We start from the raw sequence: 20,691 nt of genomic DNA on the forward strand, positions 1-20,691 counted from the left end.
GGAGTAGCCAGGAGTAGCAGCAGGAGGCATCCTACCAGCCCAGTACATCCTGCCCGGATAAGATGAGTCTCGTTCTGGGGCAGTCGTTTGAATGTATTTACGAACATTTCGTAATAATACGAAATGTTCGTAAAAGCCTGGATGGAACCTGACATTTAGTCTTGTCTGGCGGCCAGCACCTCTCGGGCGGCGCGTAAACCCTGGTAAAAGCCTTCCTCAAATATAGATATGCCGCTCAGATCGGTGTGGGCGAAGAATATTTTATTCTGCCAGGGCCGAGCGGCAGCCTGGCGGGCAGTGCCCCACACGAAGCCGGGCATGGGGGCTATCATGCCATGACCCCACACCCACACGTCGGCGCGCTGTACCAGAGGGGTGAGGCCGGAGTGGGCGGTTTCCAGCTCGGCCAGCGCCCGGCGCACCCACTCGTCGTAGCTGGTCTGATAAGCCTGCTGGCGGGCAGTAGCGGCGTTGGCGGCTGCTAGGGGCAGGTACCAGGTAATCACCTGCGGCCCCGCCGCCGAAAGGCTCAGGCCCTGGTGGCGGGCACTCACGTAGCCCACCGATTCGGTACCGTAAAGCACGTTGTCCCAGCTCAGGGGCTGGCCGGGGCCCTGGGGCAGGCCCTCTACCGTGAGGTTCACCACCACCCAGGGGGCACGGTGGCAGGGCAGAGGCCGTTGAGCCAAGGCAGGCAAGGACGTCAGCAGCCGCTCGGTGATGAACTGCGGGGTGGCCAGCAGCACGCGCCGGGCCTGCACCCGGGTCGTCTGGCGGGTGGTCACGTCGAAGCAGTCGGCGGCCAGGCCGGTGGGCGTGTCGTGCAGGGCGTAGGCTACGGTATTGGGGCGGAGGGGGGAGGTAACCTGCCGGCGCAGCTGCTCGGCCAGGAAGCCGTTGCCCTGGGGCCAGGTCAGCACGTCGGCGGCCGTGGCGTTGTGGGCGCGGCCTTTGCGGGCGGCAAAGTAGTGCAGCCCCGCCCACGCCGATACCTGGGCGGCCGTAGCGCCATAGTCGTCGCGGCAGCTGTAGTCGAGGTACCAGCGCAGGTAGGGGCTGGTGAAGCCCTGCTCATCCAGCCAGGCGGCAAACGGCTGCGCGTCGAGGCGGCGGAACTGCTCATCTTCGGACGACTCCTGTACCGGAATCCGGAAGGCGTCGCGCCCGTCCTGACCGCGGGCCTGCCGCAGCTCTTCGATCAGCTGAAAAAACCGGGCAATCTGCTGCTTTTCGGCCGGGGGCACGCCCAGCTCCGGCACCAGCCCGCTCTGCCAGTGGCCCTGCACAAACAGCCGTTCCTCGGGGTCGTGGCAGAGGTGGTACTCGTTGTACACGGGCAGGCCGGAGGCCGCGTCGTGGCCGGTAATGACGCCGGCTTCGCGCAGAAACGCCAGCAGCTCATGGTTGCGCACGTCGGGTACGGGCAGGTAGTGGGCACCCCAGGGGTAGGTGGAGGCCGCATTGCGGCCGGCCCGGGAGTTGCCGCCGGGCTGCTCGTCCAGCTCCACCAGCAGGATGTGGGCCGGCGGCACGCCCTGCCGTTCCAGCTCCCGCCGCGCCGTAAGCCCCGCCACGCCCCCGCCGATAATCAGTACCTCCACCGTCTCGGTGCGGGTGGGGGTCGGCAGCGCCGCCACGTTGCGCAGCAGGTGGCCGGTGGCGTGGTTGGCCCCGTGCATACTGCCCCGAATGTGGCTGCGTCCGGTGCCCGGCGCGCACGAGTGCAGCCCCGCCAGTGGGGCCAGCAGCAGCCCCGCGCTACCCAGTGCGGCTTGGTGAAGAAAATGACGACGGGAAGGCAAGTTGTTTTTTCGTTGTTAGTTGTTAGTTGCTCGTTATCAGTTGTTGGTGTCATCCTGAGCATGTCGCGCATCAAGCGAGGACGAAGGACCTTATTGTGTCAGCACGAGATTTAAAAACGATGGTCGTTCTATCGTGCTAAGGTCCTTCGTAAGCTCAGGATGAAAGAAACAACTGATAACGAGCAACTAACAACGAATCAGTGTACGTAGGGGCCCCAGTCATCTTCGAAGTAGCGGACCAGGGCTTGGTTGTTGAGCTGGTTGATGTCGGTGGGGATTTCGCTCATGTCGGGCGGGAAGTAGCGCATGTCGCGGATGGTGGCGGGCGTCACGTAGCGCAGGCCGGCGGGAAGGGGGCCGGCATCGGGGCGCCAGTGGGCGTTGCGGCCGGCCAGCACGAAGCCCCATTCCCCGAATGAGGGCACGTAACAGTGGTAGGGCAGGGTAGTGAAGCCGGCAGCCTGCAGGGTGTGGGCCACGCACCAGAACGAGCGGCGCGCCACGTAGGGCGAGGTACTCTGTACCACCACCCAGCCGCCCGAGGCCAGCCGCTGCTCCAGGGCCCGGTAAAACGCGGCCGAGTACAGCTTACCGATGGAGTAGTTGCCGGGGTCGGGAAAATCCACCACGATGCAGTCGTAGCGGCTGGTGTCCTGGCGCACCCACTGGTAGGCGTCGCCGTTGATGACCTGGACTTTGGGCTGAAGCAACGCACGCTGGTTGAGGGCTAGCAACATCTCGTTGCGCTGAAACAGCCGGGTCATGCCCGCATCAAGGTCCACCAGCCGGATGCGCTGGAGCTGCGGGTACTTCAGCAGCTCACGCACTGCTAGGCCGTCGCCGCCGCCCAGCACCAGCACCTGCCGGGCCCGGGGCAGGGCCTGCATGGCCGGGTGCACCAGCGCCTCGTGGTAGCGGTACTCATCGAGGGAGCTGAACTGCAGGTTGCCGTTGAGAAACAGCCGCAGCTCCCGCTGATTTTTGGTGAGCACCAGCCGCTGGTAGGTGGTGCTTTTGGAGTAAATCACCTGATCCTGGAAGGCCATACCCTCGGTGTAGGTCTGGATGCGCTCAGCGTAGCCGAAGCCCACCCCCAGAGCCAGCAAAGAGGCCACCAGCGCCCCGGTTAGGTCGCGCCGGAAGGGCCTGGTTTCGGGGAAGCGGTACAAGGCCACGCCGGCCACTACCACGTTCAGCGCCCCGCACAGCAACGACGTACGGATGAGACCCAGCTGCGGCACCAGCACCAGCGGAAACACCAGTGAGGCCAGCAGCGCCCCGATGTAGTCGAAGGTGAACACGCGGGAAACCAGGTCCTTGAACTCGAAGCGGTTTTCCAGAATCCGCATCAGCAGCGGAATTTCCAGCCCCACCAGCACGCCCGTAAGGCCTACCAGCGCGTATAGAATCAGCCGGAACGACACCACGTACTCGAACAGCACGAACAGCAGCGGGGCCGAGAAGCCACCCACCAGCCCCACCAGAATTTCGAGCCGGATAAACCACCGCAACAGCGAGCCGCCCAGGTAGCGCGACAGCCAGGACCCGATGCCCATCGAAAACAGATAGGCCCCGATGATGGTGGAAAACTGCATCACCGAGTCGCCGAGCAGGTAGGAGGCCAAGGTGCCCGCAATCAGCTCGTAAATCAGGCCACAGGTGGCAATAACAAACACGGAGCCCAGCAGTAGCGCCGAGCGGTAATCCGTTGGGGCGGTGGCCGGCCCGAGAGCCGGCCGCCGCTTCCGGCGCACGGGCACTTTATCCATGAATGGCGGAACTGATGATCAGGGCCACAGCAATCATAAACGCCGCCGCCATAATGGCCAGCGCCGTGTTGTGCTCCTCGATAATCTCCTTCCAGAGCATCCGGGGCGTGAGCTTCTCAATCACCACAAAGCTGATAACCAGGATAAAAATCCCCAGCACCGAGTAAATAACGGAAGAGGCAATGAGCTTGAAGTTGAGATATTCCATGGGGAATGATTTTAAGTTGCCGGTTGCTAGTTTTTGGTTGCCAGTTGCTGGTTGTTGGTTGTCAGTTGAACGTCATTCCGAACCTGCGAGAAATCTCGCGTGCTGAGGTTGTGGTAGTAATCCTGACATCAGCGGGCGAAATGCTTCGCCGGGGCCTTTGCGTACTGGTTACCAGTGTCCAGCGCTACAAGCAGCGAGGTTTCTCGCAGGCGCGGAATGACGTTCAACTGGCAACCAACAACCACTAACTGACAACCAATAACTAGCAACTCACTTGTGAAAATACGTGGCGCGGCCGCCGGAGCCGTGGGAGCCGCCGGTACCGTTGAGGTTGGGCTCCTGCTCATTGTCGTCGCCGAGCAGACGCAGGCCCGAGAGGCCGGCCCACACGAAGCCGCCGTAGGTGAGGGCCGCGAACAGAGCGTAAAAGCGGATTTTCCAGAGGGAGCGAAGCCAGTCCATAGCAGTTGATAAGGGGAAATCAGGAGTCGGAGGAGGCATAGGGGCTAAAGTCGCTGCTTTCCCAGCGGCCCCGTTCGTGCAGAATCCGCCGGACGTACAGGATGCCCGGATACAGCAGTAGTACCACCAAGGCCAGCACCGCGTTGGAACCGGCCGTAGCGCGGGCCTCCACGGTAGCCCGAAACACGATGCCGAAGTTGTTAACCGGGTCGGTAATGGGGTAGAAGTTCAAGTGGTAGCGGCCGGCAGGTACCATGTTTAGTAGCAGTTCCTGCTGCTTGGTGCCTTCGCTCCAACTTTCGCCCTCTTCTACCCCAAAGTAGTATTCTAGGCTACTGGTACCAGCAAACTGTTGGCCGGTTTGCTCATTTACCAGGGTGAACGGCACTTCTACCCAGGTGTTATTTACCTCCCCATAAAGTTTCACGGTAAGGGCACCAGTGCCCGGCACCGTAAAGGACGGCGACACCAGTGGCTGCCGCTCCTGCGTGGCACCGGTAATAGGCAGGCCAACCTGAGCCGTATCGGTAGTTACGGGCACCTCGCTCGTGAATTGCTGGTTAAATACTCTTTCGTTGCCCCATAGCACCAGGTACACGTGAGTAAGCACTACCAGCAGGGCCATCAGCAGGGAAAAAGTGCGCAACGCGGGCCACGCCGATTCGCCGGGAGCGGGCTGAGCCGAGCCTACGCCGCTGCGGTAGGGCAGCTGCTCCGGGGGCAGCCCGAAGGCCTCGGCCACCTCCTGCGGCTCAAGGTGGCGAGCCTTGAACCAGTGGTTGTAGTTCTTATTCTGCCGTTCCCGCACCAGCATCAGGGGCGGACTGATGTACTCAGAAATTGTCAGGCTCTCGTCGGCCAGCACGTTCCAGTCGAATTCACCCTCGGCGTACAGGATGCGGGGAGAATACCGGTTGTAGAGGCGAAAATCGGTATCCGGTGCCTCTAGTACTCCCTCTGTACTCACGCGGTATTGCTCCTCGGTGGTCGTAATCAGCAGCCAATGGCCCTGAAACACGGCTAGCTGCCGGTAGCTGCCGCTACCTTCCTCGCGCAGCTGAAACTCCTCCCAGCGGTAAGAGGCGTTTTTGGCTTCACAGCGCCACATATAGCCCGTTACGCGGTAGGCTTTGTCTTCCAGCCGGCCCACGCTGCCCAACGCCAGCACCGGTTGCTGGCCGGGTATATCCCGAAACTTGCGCAGCTTTTTGGGAGCTCCGGTTTCGGGGTACTCAAATAACGTGCGACAGTGCGGGCACCCAAAAAAGGCGCTGTGCACGGCGTCGTAGTAGCGGACTTCGTGCCTGCACTCAGGGCAACAGACGGCGGCCGGGGCCGGGCTAGCGGGCTGGCTCATCGGCGAACTTCGGTTATGCTCTGCTCGGTAGCCCCAAAGAAAGCCAAAGTAGCGGCGTACAGCTCCCGGGCCCGGTCGGCGTTGTCGCGGCGGAAGTTGGAGAGAAACACGTCGAAGGTAGCCAGTCCGTGCTCGGGCCAGGTATGAATGCTCAGGTGCGACTCGGTAAGAGCCACCACCGCCGTAAAGCCGCCGGTCGGAAAGGCGTGGTAAGCTGCCCCCACCGCCGTAAGCTCCTGGGCGGCCACCTGGGCATCAAAAAAAGCCTGGCAGGCCGGCATATCACGCAGAGCGCCGGCGGAGGCAGTAAACGTGGCCAGAATATGCAGGCCCGGAGCGTAAGAATTCATTGATATAGACAAGCCTAGCAGCCAGTCCATCCACGGCCGCATCCGGTAGCAATACTACGCAGGGGGCAACCGGTATCAAAACAACGCCCTTGCAACAGCGCGGCAGGATGTTGGTAAACGAAACAGGATTGCTCAGGCTACTCGGTGGTCTTCAAAAAAGCTGCTCCGAATGGGTCCGGAAGACGTTTCTGGTGGGCCGGCTGAGCAGGTGCTCTAAGATTAGTTCTTGGCACCTTGCCGGCCCTCAGGCGCGGTAGTGGGCTTGTTAGATGGCACCAGCGCCTGTATCCAGGTACGCATTGCGTCCAGGGCAGCCGAAGCCACGACCGGTGAGGGTTGCCCATCGAGCAAGGGCCATTCTGTGATGGGAGCCTGAAACAGATGATTGAGGCCATCCAGGCGGCGCACTTGTAGCTGGCGGTTGCCTTTCAGGCCTTTTTCCAGGGCGCTCAGGTTAGCCGCCGCATTTACCAGCAAATCGTCGGTGCCGTGCAGCAGCAGTACCGGGCACTGCACGGCTTCCAACTCCCGCTGCGGGTAAAAGCGCAGGTAGGAGCGGGTCCAGGGGCTGGTCAGACGAACTGCGCCGGCCCGGTAGGTAGAATCGGGCTGGTTGGGGTGGGCTTCGCGGAGCATGTTGATAACCAGGGCTTGAGCAGCCAGGTCGTCGGGCATCTGGCGCACCATTTCCAGCACGGGCCGCTGCGCTTTGGCCAAGGCATCCAGGCGCTTCTTCTCCTCTGCTTTCTGGCGCAGGTACTGCTGGTCGAGGTAAATTTGAATCTGGGCGGCATTCGAGCCGTCGGCCCGCATTTTTTCTACCTGCTGCTGAATGGTAGCGGCCCGCTGCTGCTGGTCCCGTAGGGCTCTGCTGAGCAAAGTGTCGGCCACGGCCGGGGGCTGGCCCAGCCCGGGTTGCACGCTCAGCACATCGGAGCCGGGCAACCCGGCGGCGGCCAGCGCCACTACAAAAGCGGGAGGTAGTGGCCGGGCGGCCGCCAGCAGCGCCACATTTCCCCCTTCGCCGTGCCCAATCAGGCCGGTGTGCTGCACGTCAACCAAGGAGTGTGCCCGCAGAAAGGCCAATGCGGCCTGGGCGTCGCGCGTGCGGTCGTCGGGGCTGGCCAGCTCCGTACGCCCGCCCGACTGGCCCACGCCCCGGTCGTGGAAGCGCAGCACCGCAATACCGCGCCGGGTCAGGTGGTCGGCCAGCCCTCCCAGCAGTTTATATGAGCCGTATTGCCCGTCCTGGTTTTGCGGCCCCCAGTCAGACAACAGCACGACGGCCGGAAATGGGCCCTGGCCGGCCGGAATGGTCAGGGTGCCCTGGAGCGTTATTTTATCAGTTTCATTGCGGAAACTTACCTCCTGTACCCGGTAGGGGGGCGGAAAGCGAAACGTTTTGGGTGCGCTGGGAGGGGGTGGAATAAACTCCAGCGTGAGGGGCGCTTTGAAGCCCGGCTGGGTCCAAGTACCGGCCAGGTGTCGCCCATCGGGGGTGCGTACGCCCACAAACCGGCAGCCTACTTCCTCCGCTACAAATAGCACCGTGTCGCCTTTCTGGGCCACGGCCGTCGGGATACGGTTGATGCGCTGGGGCACCACGTTCAGCACGGCAAACCGGTTGCCGCTGGCCAATTCCGTCACAATAACCTGGATGGGCAGGCTGCCGCCGGGCACCGGCAACGGACCCTTCCACTCTCCTTCGAGGCTGTACTTGTTCAGTACTTGCGCGCTGACTAGCCCGGGAGCCAGCAGCAACAGGCCCAGCAACACTACCGGCCAGTAGCTCTGGTACAGCGCTTTACCAACTTGTTCAACCCGCATATACCTTAATACTCAACCCCTAAAAGTGTAAATGTTACCGCCAGCTATACCGAAGGGTTAAGGCAGCAGCACCCGGTTGATAACGTGCACGGTACCGTTAACGCACTGCACATCCGGAATAACCATGGCTGCGGGGGCGGTGTTGCTCTTGCCCTGTACCGTCAGCACGCCATCGGTAAACGCGCCGAGTTTCAGGGGAGAACCACCCAGCGGCGTTACAGTGGTGTTTTCGGGCAGCTCCGAGGTAAACTTGCCACCGGGCACCACGTGGTTAAGCAGTACGGCCTGCACAGTAGCCTTAGGTAGCCGCCGGATGTCGGCCGGCACGTTCAGCGGGACGCCCAGCAGGGTGCCCAGGTCGCGGAAGGCCTGGTCGGTGGGGGCAAATACGGTGAGCTGGGGGCTGCCCGCCGAGGCCGAAAGTGGCCCCACCAGTTCGGCGTACACCACGGCTTCCACCAAAAAGCTTAGCTCCGGCTTGGTAAACACCTTGGCATCCTTCAGGGCAATAGCCGACTGCACGATATCGAGGCCAGTAGCCAGCAGCACCTTATCCACCACATGAACGGTGCCGTTGGCGGCCTTTACATCAGTGGCCAGAATGCGGGAGCCGTTGATGTAGCGCACCCCGCCCCGGTCGATAAAGCGGCGGCTCACGCCCAGCGCCGACGCCGAGGTGGCGCCTGGCGTAAGCGCGGAGCCAGGCAGGTCGCCGTTCGAGACGTGGTAGAGGAGCGTGTTGGTCAAAAAAGAAGTTTGCAGACTGGCCAGATCCGGGGCCGCCCGGAAGCCAAGCCGGGCAAATGCGGCATTGTTAGGAGCGAAAACGGTGTAGTTACCGCTAGCATCGTTTGGATTCTTATTGGATAGCACGCCGGCTACCCCACCCCGCACTGCTGCGTCTTCTAATAGCTGGAAGTCGTCATTGGCCACAGCGATGCTGGCAATAGATGGTGCTGCATCCCGATCTTTGCCACAGCCGCCCAGCAGCATCATTCCGCCAAAAAGCAGGGGTAAAGAGTTGTAAAACAGTTTTTTCATAAAACCTGATGCGTTTTATACGGTTTCCCCAGCTACTTTTGCAACTGAGCCCCGATACTAACGAGAACAAAAGTTCAACGGATTTATCTAATCCGCAAACCGAACGAATAATTGTTTTCGTAGGTGCTGCCAAGCGGGTGGGAAATTATTTTCCCGTTTTGGGAATTTGCTGAATTTTGTATTTTTCTCATTCGCGTCAGTCTACTCCTTTTTCAGGCACCAACCTTTTCTTCTTCGATGAACTACCGTTACTTCTCGCCCATCGGGGCCATTTTGTTGATGAGCACCGTTGTCACGCAGGCCCAGAGCCTGAGCAGCGGCTTTATGTCGGGCCGGAAGCACGGGTCGGTGTCAATATCAGGTACACAGGAGTGGTACGAGAGCGTGTATCTGGTGCCGGAAAAAGTTGATCAGGTGCCCATTTTTCGCCGTATCAATGTGCGTTCCGTAAGCCTCTATGCCAACTATGGCATCACCGATAAGATTGAGGCCGTGCTCAGTCTGCCCTATGTGCGTTCGGAAGGCAATGCCGATCCACTCGTAACGCAGAACTCGCCCTACACCAATGTGCGCGAAGGGCTGCAGGATGTTTCCGGTCTCCTGAAATTCAAAGTATATTCCACTGAGCTGGGCAGCAGCCTCCTGAACCTCCTGGGAGTAGCCAGCCTGAGCACGCCGGTCAGCAACTATAAGTCGGAGCAGGGCCTGGAGTATATCATTGCCATTGGCAACCGGGCTACCAAAGTTTCTACGTTAGGTATTGCGCAACTGCAAACGGCTTCGGGCGTGTTTTTCACCGGCCAGGCTGGCTACAGCCTCCGGTCGGGCCGGGTGCCCAACGCCTTCGTGGCTGAAACCAAAGTCGGCTACGCGGGGCCGCGCTTCTATGTAGATGGGTGGGCAGCTTTTCAGCAGTCGGCCAGCACTGGCACCGATATCCTGCAGCCGGGCTTCGATGGGGACTTCACTGCCACCCGGGTTGATTATACCCGATTGGGCGTGAGCGTATTTCGTCCGTTGGCCCAGGGGTTTGGATTGGTACTGGGCGCCAGCACCTACGTGTCGGGCCGCAACGTGGGCAAATCCACGGGCGTAACCGGCGGACTGGCGTATAATTTCTAGCCCTGCGGTCCGCCGGCCTGGCGCATAAACCTGGTATGCGTAACAAAAAAGCCTCTCCGCTTACCGGAGAGGCTTTTTTGTTAACCCCAAGCGGCCCGATGCAGTACAGTCCTTACCCGGTTCGGCCGGGGCCGTTACCTTCGCGCCTTCTTTCGCCCTCATTTCCCACTTCTGACTTCTACCGCCGCATGACTACTTCCCGACTTGAGCACGATTTCTTGGGTGAGCGTGAAATTCCCGTCGATGTATATTATGGCATCCAGACGCTGCGGGCGCTGGAGAACTTTCACATCACCGGTATCCCGCTGAAAGTGGAGCCGCTGTTTGTGCAGGCGCTGGCCTACGTGAAGAAGGCCGCGGCCCTGGCCAACCGCGACCTGGGTGTACTGAAGCCGGAAATAGCCCAGGCCATTGCCCAGGCCTGCGACCGGGTGGCGGCCGGGGAGTTCGACGACCAGTTTCTGACGGATATGATTCAGGGCGGGGCCGGCACCTCTGTGAACATGAACGCCAACGAGGTGCTAGCCAACGTGGCCCTCGAAATCATGGGCCATCAGAAGGGGCAGTACGAGTTCTGCCACCCCAACAACCACGTCAACTGCTCTCAGAGCACCAACGACGCCTATCCCACGGCCTTCCGCATTGCTCTCAGCAACAAGCTGGTGGGCTACAGCCAAGTGTTGGGGGAGTTGGCCGACTCGTTTGCCGCGAAAGGGGAGGAGTTTCGTAACGTACTGAAAATGGGCCGTACCCAGCTGCAAGACGCCGTGCCCATGAGCATGGGCGACGAGTTCCGGGCCTTTGCCACCAACCTGCGCGAAGAGCTGCTACGCATTGAAGATTCACGCCGCCTCATCAGCGAAATCAACATGGGAGCCACGGCCATTGGCACCGGCGTAAATGCCCCCCCCGGCTACGCCGACCTCGTAACCCGGTACCTGCGCGACATCACTGACCTGGACCTGAGCCTGGCCGGCGACCTGATTGAGGCCACCTACGATACCGGAGCCTACGTGCAGCTTTCGGGGGTGCTGAAGCGCACGGCGGTGAAGCTGAGCAAAATTTGCAACGACTTGCGCCTGTTGTCCTCGGGCCCGCGCTGCGGTATCAACGAAATCAACCTGCCACCCTTGCAGCCCGGTTCCAGTATCATGCCTGGCAAAGTCAACCCCGTGGTGCCGGAAGTGGTGAACCAGACAGCTTTCTACGTGATTGGGGCTGACCTAACGGTGACCATGGCCGCCGAAGGCGGGCAGCTGCAGTTGAATGTGATGGAGCCCGTCATCAGCTTTGCCCTCTTCACCAGCATCAGCTACATGACCAACGCCTGCCGCACTCTGCGCGAGAAGTGCGTGGTGGGCATCACCGCCAATAAGGAGCACGCCGAAAGTCTGGTTCGTAACAGCATCGGCATTGTGACGCAGCTAAACCCGGTGCTGGGCTACGAAACTGCTGCTGAAATTGCTAAGGAAGCCCTGAAAACCGGTAAATCGGTGCACGATATTGCCGTAACGGAACGCCAGTTGCTCACTCAGGCCAAGTGGGATGAAATCTTCACCTTCGAAAACCTGATCCGGCCCAGCTTTGTGCAGTAAGCAAGCGGTATCCACAAACAGAGAGGCCCCACTCAACTGAGCGGGGCCTCTCTGTTTGTACCCGGAGCCGGGGTCGAACCGGCACATCTTTCGATATCGGTGTTTGAGACCGACGCGTCTACCGATTCCGCCATCCGGGCATTTTGAGCCGTTCTTGCCGGTAGTTCAGGAACGGGGTGCAAACTTAGCCAGACTTTCGCGGATGCGCAAGAGGTAGCGCTTCTTCAAGTAATACGTCTGTACTTGTTTCAGGGCCTGGGGGCGGGCGTCGGCGGGCAACCCCTCGTACCCGGCCAGCACAGGTTCGATACCAGCTTCCAGTGTGTTGGTCAGGGAGTTGACGTCGGCTTCTACTCGGGCAGCAGCGGCTGAATCAGGCTCAAATTCCAACTCCATCAGTTGCTCGTTGAGGTCCATGACTTGCAGTAAAAAATCGGCAGGAAGCTCCTGTTTGCCTTCTTCCAGCAACCCATGACGTCCCAGAATGTAAGCCATGCGCAGGTCCGCATCGGATAGAGTACGGTAGGCATTGGTGTTGAGCGTGGCCAGTTGCAGGATTTCCTGCTGCCGCTCAGGGCTTTCAGTGGCATGAAAGTCAGGGTGATATGCACGGCTCAGGGCGTAGTATTGCCGTTTTAGCTCGGCAACATCAGGCCGGAAGGACTCGGGTAGCTGGTAAAACTCAAAGTAGTCAGCGGAAACAGACATCAGGGCAGAAAACAAAAAAGTACAGGACAGCAGCAGGTGCGCGTTGTTGCCACCCGCTATACAGTTGGCTAGACTGGTAATACGGCCGGATGTACGGAAAAGGCCACTGCCGGGGCGGCAAACAAGGCCTTGGTGGCTGGCCACACCTGCCCGAAAAGCGCCGACCGACGGTAGGTGTTCAAAGCCGCCGCCGAATCCCAATGGCTGTGAGTGCAATACACGTTCGGCTGGTCGGCGTCCTGCCACAGCTCCAGGAACCTGCACCCGGGCATCTGCCGAATCTGGTCTTCCGTGTCCTGGAAAAGCTTCAGAAATTCCGGCACCCGCGCCGGCTCCAGCGTCAGGCGTACAATTCGGATCAACATGCTTCAGTTTTTGGGTTGTTCGTTGTGGTTTCTCGCTTTCGGGGCCGTTGTGGTTTCAGGGGCCGCAGAACACCGTTCCAGTTCATTTCTCGCAATATTTCGCGGTGAAATACACACTCGGTACGATGGGGTCCGTTGAAAATCAACTATTGCCAAAACAACCAACGGGAAACGAAGCCTCAGCCTACAAACCGGACGTCAATCTGCGAATCGAAATGAAGTCCTAGTAGTTCGGAGGCATTTCCCTGGTTAATTCCGATGCAGAGGCGGTCCTGGCTGTTGAAAATGCATACGGCCTCTCCCGGCGCGGCAGCCTGAAAATGGGGCACAATTTCGCGCACGGTTTCGCGGGCAAAGTGAATGGTGCAGGGCCGGTCGCGCCCCACCACCTCCACGGCGGTGCGGGAAATATCCGTAATCAGGTTGCCGTAATGGTCCACGTGCACGACGTGGCCGGTAATACGGTTGTCCTGCAGGCGCATCTGGCGGTTCAGCAGCTGATACACCTCCGTAGTGGCGGGGCCCAGTTCGGCGAGGGCGCCACCCTGGGCCAGGTGCACGGCGGCGGGCACCAGCAGGTCGCGGGTGGGGGAGGAGGTGGCCGCGTGGTCGGAGCCCACTATCACCAGCTCGTCGGGAGTGCCGTCGCAGAGTAAAGGGAGCAGGCCATTATCGGCGGATACGAAAAAATGCTCCCGGAACCGGGCCGCGTGCCAGGCCGCTTTCGGTGAGCCCAGGTCGTTTACCCCAACCAAGTGTACAGTGCCAGGGGCAAAATCCTGGTACACAGCCCCCAGCACGTGCACCGCGTGGGCGATATTGAAGGGCTCGATGCCGTGAGTGATGTCCACCACGGGCACCTGCGGAGCCAACTGCAGAATCCGGGCCTTCACGGCTGCCACATAATGGTCGCGGTAGCCAAAATCGGACAGAAACGTAATCAGGCCCATGACCGGAAATTGAGAGTTATTCGTACTATTGCCAAGCCCCCAGCAGGGGCGGCAAAAGTAGGCGTTTTGCTGCGAACAGGCAGCCGCAACGATTTGTCGGAGCGGGTTGTTTATTGGTTGTAAGCGCCTGAGTCGTTCCAGACGGGACCTGTGGCTTCCCTCTTTCCTTCTTAAATTCCCTCGGTTTGGTCGAAAAAATCATCACACTGGAAAATGTGTCCCTGGTTGAATTCCTGGGACCCGATAACCAAAACATCCGCCAGCTGGCGGCTGCTTTTCCGGGCAGTAAAATCATATCCCGCGGAAACGAAATCAAGATTCAGGGCCAAACGGCCGTCATCAGCCGCATCAACGATATTCTGTCGGCGCTGCTGGAGCATTACCACCAGTACGGTCAGATTACCGATAAAACCGTCAGCCAGTTCTTATCGTCGGCTGATGAGGACCTGGATGAAGCCCGGATGGCCGCCTCACCCGACGTTATCCTGTTCGGGGCCAAGGGCGGCGTGATTAAGGCCAAAACCGCCAACCAGCAGCGGCTGGTGGATGCTGTGTTGCGCCACGACCTAGTATTTGCGCTGGGGCCGGCCGGTACGGGCAAAACCTATATATCGGTGGCCCTGGCCGTGCGGGCACTCAAGAACAAGGAGGTTAAGAAAATCATCATTTCCCGGCCCGTAGTAGAAGCCGGGGAAAGCCTGGGTTTCCTGCCCGGCGACATGAAAGAGAAGGTGGACCCCTACCTGCGCCCGATTTACGACGCGCTGGAAGACATGCTCCCGCCCGAGAAATTCAAGTTCTACCTCGAAAACAAAACCATCGAAATTGCCCCGCTGGCCTACATGCGCGGCCGTACCCTCAACAATGCCTTCGTGCTGCTGGATGAGGCCCAGAACACCACGCCTTCGCAGCTCAAGATGTTCCTGACCCGCATGGGCCCCAATGCCAAAGTGATGGTGAACGGCGACCGGAGCCAGATTGACCTGCCCACCAAGCAAAAATCAGGGCTGATTCAGGCCCTGGATATTCTGCAAGGGGTAAACGGCATCGGCTTTGTGGAAATGACAGCGGATGATGTAGTACGCCACCGCCTGGTGAAGCAGATTGTGCAGGCCTACGATAAGTTTGATGTGCAGCAGCAGAAGGACCAGGCCAACCGCCCGGTGCGGGAGTATCGTCCCAGCTACCAGCGCCGTCAGGATGAAATTGCCCACCACGACCCCAGTAAGCACCCCGACGCCCGCCGCGAAGACGATGGCACCCGGGAACTGCCTGTGAACCACGAGCAATAAATCACAGATTGCGCTGATTTTACCGCATATTTCGCGGATTTAGGCAGGTAAACAAGATGTATTGCCTGGAGCATAACCCAGCAAAACGGCCACAGGTAAGTGGCCGTTTTTGTTGTAGGATACCCAGGGTAGCGCGCTGGGGTAGATGGCTGTATGTTTGCCACTCCATCCGAGACGGTAGCTACCTGTTGCAGCCCGCCTCACATTTGCGAAATCTGCCTTAAAATCCGCGTAATCTGTGAGTATATGGCCATTGCCCACCGCGTAACAACAGCTCAGGAGCTAACTGCTGCCCTGGAAATTCGCCATACGGTATTCGTGCTGGGGCAGAACGTACCGGCCGAGCTGGAGCACGACACCCACGACCACACCGACGCCACCCACTACCTAGCCCGGGCCGGGGATGGCACGTTTTGCGGGGCTGCCCGCTGGCGCCGCACCGAGCAGGGCGTAAAGCTGGAGCGCTTTGCCGTGCTGGCCGAGTACCGCAACCAGCAGGTGGGGGAGGCGCTTTTAAAGGCTGTGCTTCGGGACGTGCAGGCGGCCCACCCCACCGCTGAGGTGTATCTGAACGCCCAGGTGGCCGCCGTGCGCTTCTACGAGCGGCACGGCTTTAGAAAGGTGGACGCAGCGTTTTGGGAGGCCGGCATTGAGCACTACCGCATGGTGTGGCAGAGGCCATAGCTCTGTTCAGCCACTATTGCAGCCATTTGAACGCCGGGCCGGCCCCTTTCCTTGGAGGAAAGGAGCCGGCCCATCTTTTTTGCAGTTCAGCGGATTTTCCTCATTTTACCTGCCTGCTGCGGCAGCAAAGCAATACAGGCAACTATCGGTGTGATATCATGGTAATTAGCTGGGCTCCCAATGCATTTATCCGGCTGGTGCTGCCCCTGATGGCCGGCATTCTTACCTACCTATACGCCGGTGCGGTGCTACCCGAGGTGGGCTGGGTGGTGGTGATATTGTTTCTGGGGTTTCTGGCGGTGCAGCTCTGGGCGGCTCGCCAGGCCACTCCCGGTGCCACCGATGCGGCCGGGCTCCTGGCCGTGCTGATGCTGTACGTGGCCGGGGTGGCTCTCACCCAGCAGGCTACCGAAAGCCGCTCGGCCAACCACCTGTACCGGTTTGGCAGCCGCATCGAGTATTACCGGGCCGTAGTGGATGAGTATCCGGTGGTGCGCCCCGCCACCTATGCCACCACGGTGCGCGTGCAAGCCGTGCGCGTGGCGGGCCGCTGGCAGCCGGCGCGGGGCGGAGTGCGGGTTTCAATACCGCGGGAAGCAGGCCTGGCCGCGCCCCAGTACGGCGACGTGTGGGTGGTGCGGGGAGCACCGGCACCCAGCAAAGCCCCGCTCAATCCCGGCGAGTTTGACTACCGCCGCTACCTGCAGTACCATCAGGTGTATCACCAGCAGTTCATTCACCCCGACCAGTTTCTGCGGGTGGCCTACGAGCCGCCCAGCATGTTGCGGGCCGTGGCCATGCGAGCGGCCCGGGTGTTGGATGGCGTGTTCCGGCAGTACGTGCACGCCAAGCGGGAGTACGCGCTGGCCTCGGCTTTGGTGCTTGGTATCAAGGATGAGGTAGACCAGGAAACCCGGCAGGCCTACGCCAACACCGGTACCACCCACATCATGGCCGTATCGGGGTTGCAGGTGGGGCTGCTGTTCGGGGCCGTAACGTGGCTGCTGGCCCGGCTGCCCGGGCGGCGCGGGCCGTTGTTCCGGCTGTTTACGGCTTTGCTGGGCCTGTCTGTTATCTGGAGCTATGCCTTCGTAACCGGCCTGTCGGCCTCGGTGCTGCGGGCGGCCGTGATGTTCACGTTCATCATTGTGGGGCGCGCCACGAGCCGGCAAACCTCCATGTACAACCTGCTGGCGGTGGCCGCTTTTTTCCTGCTCTGCTACGACCCTTACCTGCTCTGCGACGTGGGGTTTCAGCTTTCTTTTCTGGCCGTGCTGAGCATTGTGTACCTGCAGCCGCGTATTGTGGGCTGGCTGCAGCCCAAAGCTTATTTTTTAAATAAGCAGCGGCCCTGGCAGCCGAAAATGGTGCAGAAAGGCTGGCACTGGCTGGGCGTGTTTCTGCAGTACGTGTGGGCTGCTACGGCACTCTCCCTGGCGGCTCAAGTGGCTACGTTTCCGCTGGGCCTATACTACTTCCATCAGTTCCCGCTGAGCTTTTTGTTTTCCAACCTGGTAGCCGTACCCATTTCCAGCGGGGCCGTGTACGTTGGGCTGGGGCTGCTGGTGCTGAAAGGGCTGGTGGCAGGCGTGGGGCTGATTTCGCCGAACCTGGCGGCTTTTCTTGACTATGGCCCGCGAGCAGTGGCCGGGCTGTTTGAGAAGATGATTTGGGTTTTCAACGAATACATTTTCGGCGTAGGCCGCCTGATGCCCAGCGCCCTGATTTCCGGTATTCACGTTACCACGCCGCAGGTCTGGCTGATTGGAGGCGTTATCCTGACCCTGCTGCTTTTCTTCGCCCTGCGCAAGCTGCCGTGGCTGGCGCTGGCCTGCGCGCTGCTGGGCGTGTTTGCGGGGTCCCGGGTATGGGCCGCCCACGAGCTGGCACCCACCGAGGAACTGGTTGTATACAGTATTCCCCGCCGCTCGGTAGTGGGGTTCTGGCAGGGTGCCAGCGCCCACATCGTTACCCTCGACTCGCTGCCCCTCACCGAAACCGAGCGGACCTACCGGATTGTACCGGGCAGCATTCAGCGGGATGCCCGGCGGGTGGTCTACCACCCGGGGTGGGAGGCCTGTCCGGTGCCGGCCGTGGTGGCTGAGCCGGGCCTTACCCTGGCCGCGTGGCGTGGTCGGCGGCTGGCTTTCGTGAGTGGGCCCCTGAGCGGGGCCACCGCGCCGGTGCCGGGCCTGGCGGCCGTGGTGCTGCGCCGCAATGCCCGCATCAGGCCCCAGGAGCTGGCTGCAACCTTTGGTACTACTGCCCCCGTCGTGTTCGATTCTTCCTGCAAAAGCTGGTACGTGCTTCGCCAGGATTCCTTGCTGCGCGCCGCTGGCTTCCGCACCCACGATGTCACGCTGGCTGGGGCGTTTATCGTTCAGGGCCGGCAGTAGGCGGGTCCGGATTGGGCGTTGGCCGAAACCGTATACCCCCGAATCGGAGTATAGGCTATACTAGTAGCGTAGCATCAATTTTGCTACGTTTGGTTTTCGCGCCCCCGCTCTGTCTCAGTCTCTGCCTCATTCCTGCCCGGAATACCGCACCTGCTGAGTTGTTTCACCGTACTGCAACTCCCTGGTTATGGAAGACATGCCCACTCAGGAACTGGAAGACCTCCGTTTTATTCGCTACGACGCGCAGGACTCCATTGGTTACATCACCCTCAGCCGCCCCGATAAGCGCAACGCCCTCAGCGCCGACGTAGTAACGGAGCTGAAGCAGGCTTTCGAGTTTGCGGAAAATGACGAGGCCTGCAAAGTAATTGTGCTGCGGGCCGAAGGGGACGTGTTTTGCGCCGGCGCCGACCTGGCCTACATTCAGGAGCTGCAGGGGTTTGGCTACACCGATAACCTGGCCGACTCTACCCACCTCATGCAACTCTTCCACCAGATTTACACCCTGAAAAAGGTGGTGATTGGCGAAGTGCAGGGCCACGCCCTGGCCGGGGGCTGCGGCCTGGCCACCATCTGCGACTTTGCCTTTGCCGTGCCGGAGGCCAAATTCGGGTACACCGAGGTGAAAATTGGCTTTATTCCGGCCATTGTAAGCGTGTTTCTGCTGCGTAAGATTGGCGAAGCCCGCACCAAGCAGCTTCTGCTCACCGGCGACGTTATTTCGGCGCAGGCGGCTCTGGAGTTTGGGCTGGTCAACTTCCTGGTGCCCCGCGAGGAGCTAGCCGCCAACGTGTACCGGTTTGCCCGCCGCCTCTGCGTGGAAAACTCCGGTCAAAGCATGGAAACTACCAAGGAAATGCTGGCCCGTATCCCGGAAATGCCCCTGGAAGACAGCCTCCGCTACGCTGCCCGCATGAACGCCGAGGCCCGCGGCTCCGACGACTGCCGCCGCGGTATTGCCGCCTTTCTGAGCAAGGAAAAGATTACCTGGGAAAACTAGCTGAAGTAGCAGAACCTGTACTCCAGAGCTGAATTCCGGCCCGTCAGAACATGGACCCCGGAGCTGTGCTTCAGCTCGCGCCTGGGAGTAACAACCTTCTTGTATAAGGCCGGAGCGCAGCTCTGGGGTACACATTCCGACGGCCAGCTTGACTCCGGCGCCTTTTCCGGGCCCTGGCAATTTTTTGTACCTTTCTCCCTTACCTACTTTTTTAAACTTCTCACTTTCGCACTGGTTTGCCTTCTATGACGACGCTGGCAGCCGTAGCCGTAACCACGGCTACTTTTCTCGGAATGGAATTCGTAGCCTGGTTTATGCACCGCTTTGTGCTGCATGGGCCACTGTGGTTCCTGCACCGCTCCCACCATGTGCGGCACCCGCACCGCTTTGAGCGCAACGACTTCTTCTTCCTGTTCTACGGCTCCCTATCCATGCTGCTGATTATGGTTGGGTCGGCTGCCAAGGATTACCGCTTCTGGATGGGCGTGGGCATTGCCAGCTACGGTACGCTGTACTTTTTCGTGCACGACGTGCTGATTCATGGGCGGCTGCGGTTCTGGCGCAAGTCGCGCAACGCCTATTTGCGGGCCCTGAATATGGCGCATAAAATGCACCACAAAACCACCGGCCGCGACGGTAGCGAGGAATTCGGGCTGCTGTGGGTGTCGCCGAAATACTATCAGTTGGCCCTGCGCCGTCCGGCACCCACGCGGGTGCTGCGCGGAGCACAGTCAGCGTATCATCAGCAAGAAAGGAAGGGCTAGCACCGTGGGACATTTCTCTATCAGCGACCTGGAGCAGCTTTCGGGCATCAAGGCGCACACTATCCGCATTTGGGAGCAGCGCTACGGCATTTTGCGGCCCGTGCGCACTGCTACCAACATCCGCACCTACTGCGACGATGACCTGCGCCGCCTGCTAAACGTAGCCACCCTTTGCGGCCGGGGTTACCGCATCTCCCAGATTGCCAAATTATCGGAGGAGGAAATGGCCAACGCCGTTATTTCCTGTGATGATGACGCCCACTCGGAACGGTACTGTCATCAGGTAAACGCCCTGTTGGCCGCCATGCTCGAAATGAATGAATGCAACTTCACCTGTACGCTAAATCAGGTGGTGGAGCAGCATGGGTTTGAGCAGGCCGTGCTACGGGTAGTTTACCCGTTTTTGCAGCGTATTGGCGTTATGTGGCAGGCCGGTACCGTGAATCCGGCCCAGGAGCATTTGGTGACGCACCTCATCAAGCAGAAGCTCATGGCTGCCACCGACTCCCTGCCACCGGTGCAGCCCGCTACTTCGCGGCGCTGGGTGCTGTTTCTGCCGGAGGGCGAGATGCACGAGCTGGCGCTGCTGTTTATGAACTACGTATTGCGGGCCCGGGGCCATCATGTGCTGTACTTGGGCCAGAGCCTGCCGCTCAGCGAGCTGCAGAAAGTATGCACCGCGTACCAGCCCTATGCAGCTGTTACCGTACTCACGGCGGTGCCGGAGCGCCACGAAGTACAGGATTTTGTTCACCAATTGGGGCAGCTTTGTCCTGATATTCGGCTGTATCTGTACGGCCCTCTGGCACAGCTGGCGTTTGAGCTGCCCCCCAATGCGGCCCGACTGGGTTTGGTAACAGATTTTATTCTGTTGGCTAACAACCTAGTGGCTGCCGATGCCTGCGTAGCGCAGCCAGAGTTAACAGAAGGATAATCTATTGGCTTCCAACCAAGTACTACCCCGGCCGTACTGCTTAGCAGTAACGCTGGGGTAGTCTG

At 60.2% G+C, this 20,691-nt stretch carries 19 protein-coding genes and 1 tRNA gene; 8 read left to right on the forward strand and 12 right to left on the reverse strand.

Going from position 1 to position 20,691, the window contains the following annotated elements:
- Nucleotides 1-155: 155 nt before the first annotated feature.
- From EI290_RS08935 to EI290_RS08975, 8 genes are all read right to left on the reverse strand, one after another.
- Nucleotides 156-1,802 (reverse strand): NAD(P)-binding protein, encoded by a 1,647-nt coding sequence (locus EI290_RS08935; RefSeq protein WP_125428859.1) that lies wholly within the window; start codon nt 1,800-1,802, stop codon nt 156-158.
- 197 nt (nt 1,803-1,999) lie between these two features.
- Nucleotides 2,000-3,571, reverse strand: a complete 1,572-nt coding sequence (locus EI290_RS08940) for a polyamine aminopropyltransferase (RefSeq protein WP_125428861.1) — start codon at nt 3,569-3,571, stop codon at nt 2,000-2,002.
- Nucleotides 3,564-3,779, reverse strand: a complete 216-nt coding sequence (locus tag EI290_RS08945; RefSeq protein WP_125428863.1) for a DUF350 domain-containing protein — start codon at nt 3,777-3,779, stop codon at nt 3,564-3,566. Before EI290_RS08945 ends, EI290_RS08940 begins: the two co-directional genes overlap by 8 nt.
- A gap of 270 nt (nt 3,780-4,049) precedes the next feature.
- Nucleotides 4,050-4,241: a hypothetical protein gene (locus tag EI290_RS08955; protein ID WP_125428866.1), complete on the reverse strand. Its 192-nt coding sequence runs from the start codon at nt 4,239-4,241 to the stop codon at nt 4,050-4,052.
- A gap of 19 nt (nt 4,242-4,260) precedes the next feature.
- Nucleotides 4,261-5,598 (reverse strand): DUF4178 domain-containing protein, encoded by a 1,338-nt coding sequence (locus EI290_RS08960; protein ID WP_125428868.1) that lies wholly within the window; start codon nt 5,596-5,598, stop codon nt 4,261-4,263.
- Nucleotides 5,595-5,948: an S-adenosylmethionine decarboxylase family protein gene (locus EI290_RS08965; RefSeq protein WP_125428870.1), complete on the reverse strand. Its 354-nt coding sequence runs from the start codon at nt 5,946-5,948 to the stop codon at nt 5,595-5,597. Before EI290_RS08965 ends, EI290_RS08960 begins: the two co-directional genes overlap by 4 nt.
- Before the next feature lie 219 nt (nt 5,949-6,167).
- Nucleotides 6,168-7,775 (reverse strand): alpha/beta fold hydrolase, encoded by a 1,608-nt coding sequence (locus EI290_RS08970; protein ID WP_125428872.1) that lies wholly within the window; start codon nt 7,773-7,775, stop codon nt 6,168-6,170.
- A gap of 57 nt (nt 7,776-7,832) precedes the next feature.
- A complete protein-coding gene (locus EI290_RS08975) occupies nt 7,833-8,816 on the reverse strand; it encodes a fasciclin domain-containing protein (RefSeq protein WP_125428874.1) in 984 nt (327 codons plus the stop codon).
- Between the two features lie 237 nt (nt 8,817-9,053).
- Between EI290_RS08975 and EI290_RS08980 the strand changes: the two genes are divergently transcribed.
- A complete protein-coding gene (locus EI290_RS08980; RefSeq protein ID WP_125428876.1) occupies nt 9,054-9,938 on the forward strand; it encodes a hypothetical protein in 885 nt (294 codons plus the stop codon).
- A 188-nt stretch (nt 9,939-10,126) separates the two neighbouring features.
- Nucleotides 10,127-11,533 carry an aspartate ammonia-lyase gene (aspA, locus tag EI290_RS08985; RefSeq protein ID WP_125428878.1) on the forward strand — a complete coding sequence of 469 codons (1,407 nt, stop codon included), beginning with the start codon at nt 10,127-10,129 and terminating at the stop codon, nt 11,531-11,533.
- A gap of 58 nt (nt 11,534-11,591) precedes the next feature.
- Here aspA and EI290_RS08990 read toward each other — a convergent pair.
- The 4 genes from EI290_RS08990 to EI290_RS09005 form a co-directional block, all read right to left on the reverse strand.
- Nucleotides 11,592-11,673: transfer RNA gene (locus EI290_RS08990), tRNA-Leu, on the reverse strand.
- 25 nt (nt 11,674-11,698) lie between these two features.
- Nucleotides 11,699-12,241, reverse strand: a complete 543-nt coding sequence (locus EI290_RS08995) for an iron-sulfur cluster co-chaperone HscB C-terminal domain-containing protein (RefSeq protein ID WP_125428880.1) — start codon at nt 12,239-12,241, stop codon at nt 11,699-11,701.
- A 68-nt stretch (nt 12,242-12,309) separates the two neighbouring features.
- Nucleotides 12,310-12,606: a putative quinol monooxygenase gene (locus tag EI290_RS09000; RefSeq protein WP_125428882.1), complete on the reverse strand. Its 297-nt coding sequence runs from the start codon at nt 12,604-12,606 to the stop codon at nt 12,310-12,312.
- Nucleotides 12,607-12,785: 179 nt separating this feature from the next.
- Complete coding sequence (locus EI290_RS09005) at nt 12,786-13,556, reverse strand: SAM hydrolase/SAM-dependent halogenase family protein (protein WP_125428884.1); 771 nt, start codon at nt 13,554-13,556, stop codon at nt 12,786-12,788.
- A gap of 185 nt (nt 13,557-13,741) precedes the next feature.
- Between EI290_RS09005 and EI290_RS09010 the strand changes: the two genes are divergently transcribed.
- The 6 genes from EI290_RS09010 (at nt 13,742) to EI290_RS09035 (ending at nt 20,626) form a co-directional block, all read left to right on the forward strand.
- Complete coding sequence (locus EI290_RS09010) at nt 13,742-14,848, forward strand: PhoH family protein (RefSeq protein ID WP_125428886.1); 1,107 nt, start codon at nt 13,742-13,744, stop codon at nt 14,846-14,848.
- A gap of 246 nt (nt 14,849-15,094) precedes the next feature.
- Nucleotides 15,095-15,532 carry a GNAT family N-acetyltransferase gene (locus EI290_RS09015; protein ID WP_125428888.1) on the forward strand — a complete coding sequence of 146 codons (438 nt, stop codon included), beginning with the start codon at nt 15,095-15,097 and terminating at the stop codon, nt 15,530-15,532.
- A 158-nt stretch (nt 15,533-15,690) separates the two neighbouring features.
- Entirely contained in the window at nt 15,691-17,928 is a 2,238-nt protein-coding gene (locus EI290_RS09020) for a ComEC/Rec2 family competence protein (protein ID WP_125428890.1), read from the forward strand.
- A gap of 187 nt (nt 17,929-18,115) precedes the next feature.
- On the forward strand, nt 18,116-18,928 hold the full coding sequence (locus EI290_RS09025; RefSeq protein ID WP_125428892.1) for an enoyl-CoA hydratase/isomerase family protein: 813 nt from the start codon (nt 18,116-18,118) through the stop codon (nt 18,926-18,928).
- A 245-nt stretch (nt 18,929-19,173) separates the two neighbouring features.
- Nucleotides 19,174-19,692, forward strand: a complete 519-nt coding sequence (locus EI290_RS09030) for a sterol desaturase family protein (protein WP_125428894.1) — start codon at nt 19,174-19,176, stop codon at nt 19,690-19,692.
- Nucleotides 19,693-19,696: 4 nt separating this feature from the next.
- Entirely contained in the window at nt 19,697-20,626 is a 930-nt protein-coding gene (locus tag EI290_RS09035) for a MerR family transcriptional regulator (RefSeq protein ID WP_125428896.1), read from the forward strand.
- Nucleotides 20,627-20,691 lie beyond the last annotated feature (65 nt).

This window comes from Hymenobacter metallilatus, from assembly GCF_003944705.1.
Classification (GTDB): Bacteria; Bacteroidota; Bacteroidia; order Cytophagales; family Hymenobacteraceae; genus Hymenobacter; species Hymenobacter metallilatus.

Bases quoted from the DNA above. Each gene is read 5' to 3' on its own strand.
- EI290_RS09020 (WP_125428890.1), top strand. From the start codon at position 15,691: ATGGTAATTAGCTGGGCTCCCAATGCATTTATCCGGCTGGTGCTGCCC.
- EI290_RS08940 (WP_125428861.1), bottom strand. From the start codon at position 3,571: ATGGATAAAGTGCCCGTGCGCCGGAAGCGGCGGCCGGCTCTCGGGCCG.
- EI290_RS09030 (WP_125428894.1), top strand. From the start codon at position 19,174: ATGACGACGCTGGCAGCCGTAGCCGTAACCACGGCTACTTTTCTCGGA.
- EI290_RS08945 (WP_125428863.1), bottom strand. From the start codon at position 3,779: ATGGAATATCTCAACTTCAAGCTCATTGCCTCTTCCGTTATTTACTCG.
- EI290_RS08980 (WP_125428876.1), top strand. From the start codon at position 9,054: ATGAACTACCGTTACTTCTCGCCCATCGGGGCCATTTTGTTGATGAGC.
- EI290_RS09025 (WP_125428892.1), top strand. From the start codon at position 18,116: ATGGAAGACATGCCCACTCAGGAACTGGAAGACCTCCGTTTTATTCGC.
- EI290_RS09000 (WP_125428882.1), bottom strand. From the start codon at position 12,606: ATGTTGATCCGAATTGTACGCCTGACGCTGGAGCCGGCGCGGGTGCCG.
- EI290_RS08960 (WP_125428868.1), bottom strand. From the start codon at position 5,598: ATGAGCCAGCCCGCTAGCCCGGCCCCGGCCGCCGTCTGTTGCCCTGAG.
- EI290_RS09015 (WP_125428888.1), top strand. From the start codon at position 15,095: ATGGCCATTGCCCACCGCGTAACAACAGCTCAGGAGCTAACTGCTGCC.
- EI290_RS08995 (WP_125428880.1), bottom strand. From the start codon at position 12,241: ATGTCTGTTTCCGCTGACTACTTTGAGTTTTACCAGCTACCCGAGTCC.
- EI290_RS08965 (WP_125428870.1), bottom strand. From the start codon at position 5,948: ATGAATTCTTACGCTCCGGGCCTGCATATTCTGGCCACGTTTACTGCC.
- EI290_RS08955 (WP_125428866.1), bottom strand. From the start codon at position 4,241: ATGGACTGGCTTCGCTCCCTCTGGAAAATCCGCTTTTACGCTCTGTTC.
- aspA (WP_125428878.1), top strand. From the start codon at position 10,127: ATGACTACTTCCCGACTTGAGCACGATTTCTTGGGTGAGCGTGAAATT.
- EI290_RS08975 (WP_125428874.1), bottom strand. From the start codon at position 8,816: ATGAAAAAACTGTTTTACAACTCTTTACCCCTGCTTTTTGGCGGAATG.
- EI290_RS08970 (WP_125428872.1), bottom strand. From the start codon at position 7,775: ATGCGGGTTGAACAAGTTGGTAAAGCGCTGTACCAGAGCTACTGGCCG.
- EI290_RS09005 (WP_125428884.1), bottom strand. From the start codon at position 13,556: ATGGGCCTGATTACGTTTCTGTCCGATTTTGGCTACCGCGACCATTAT.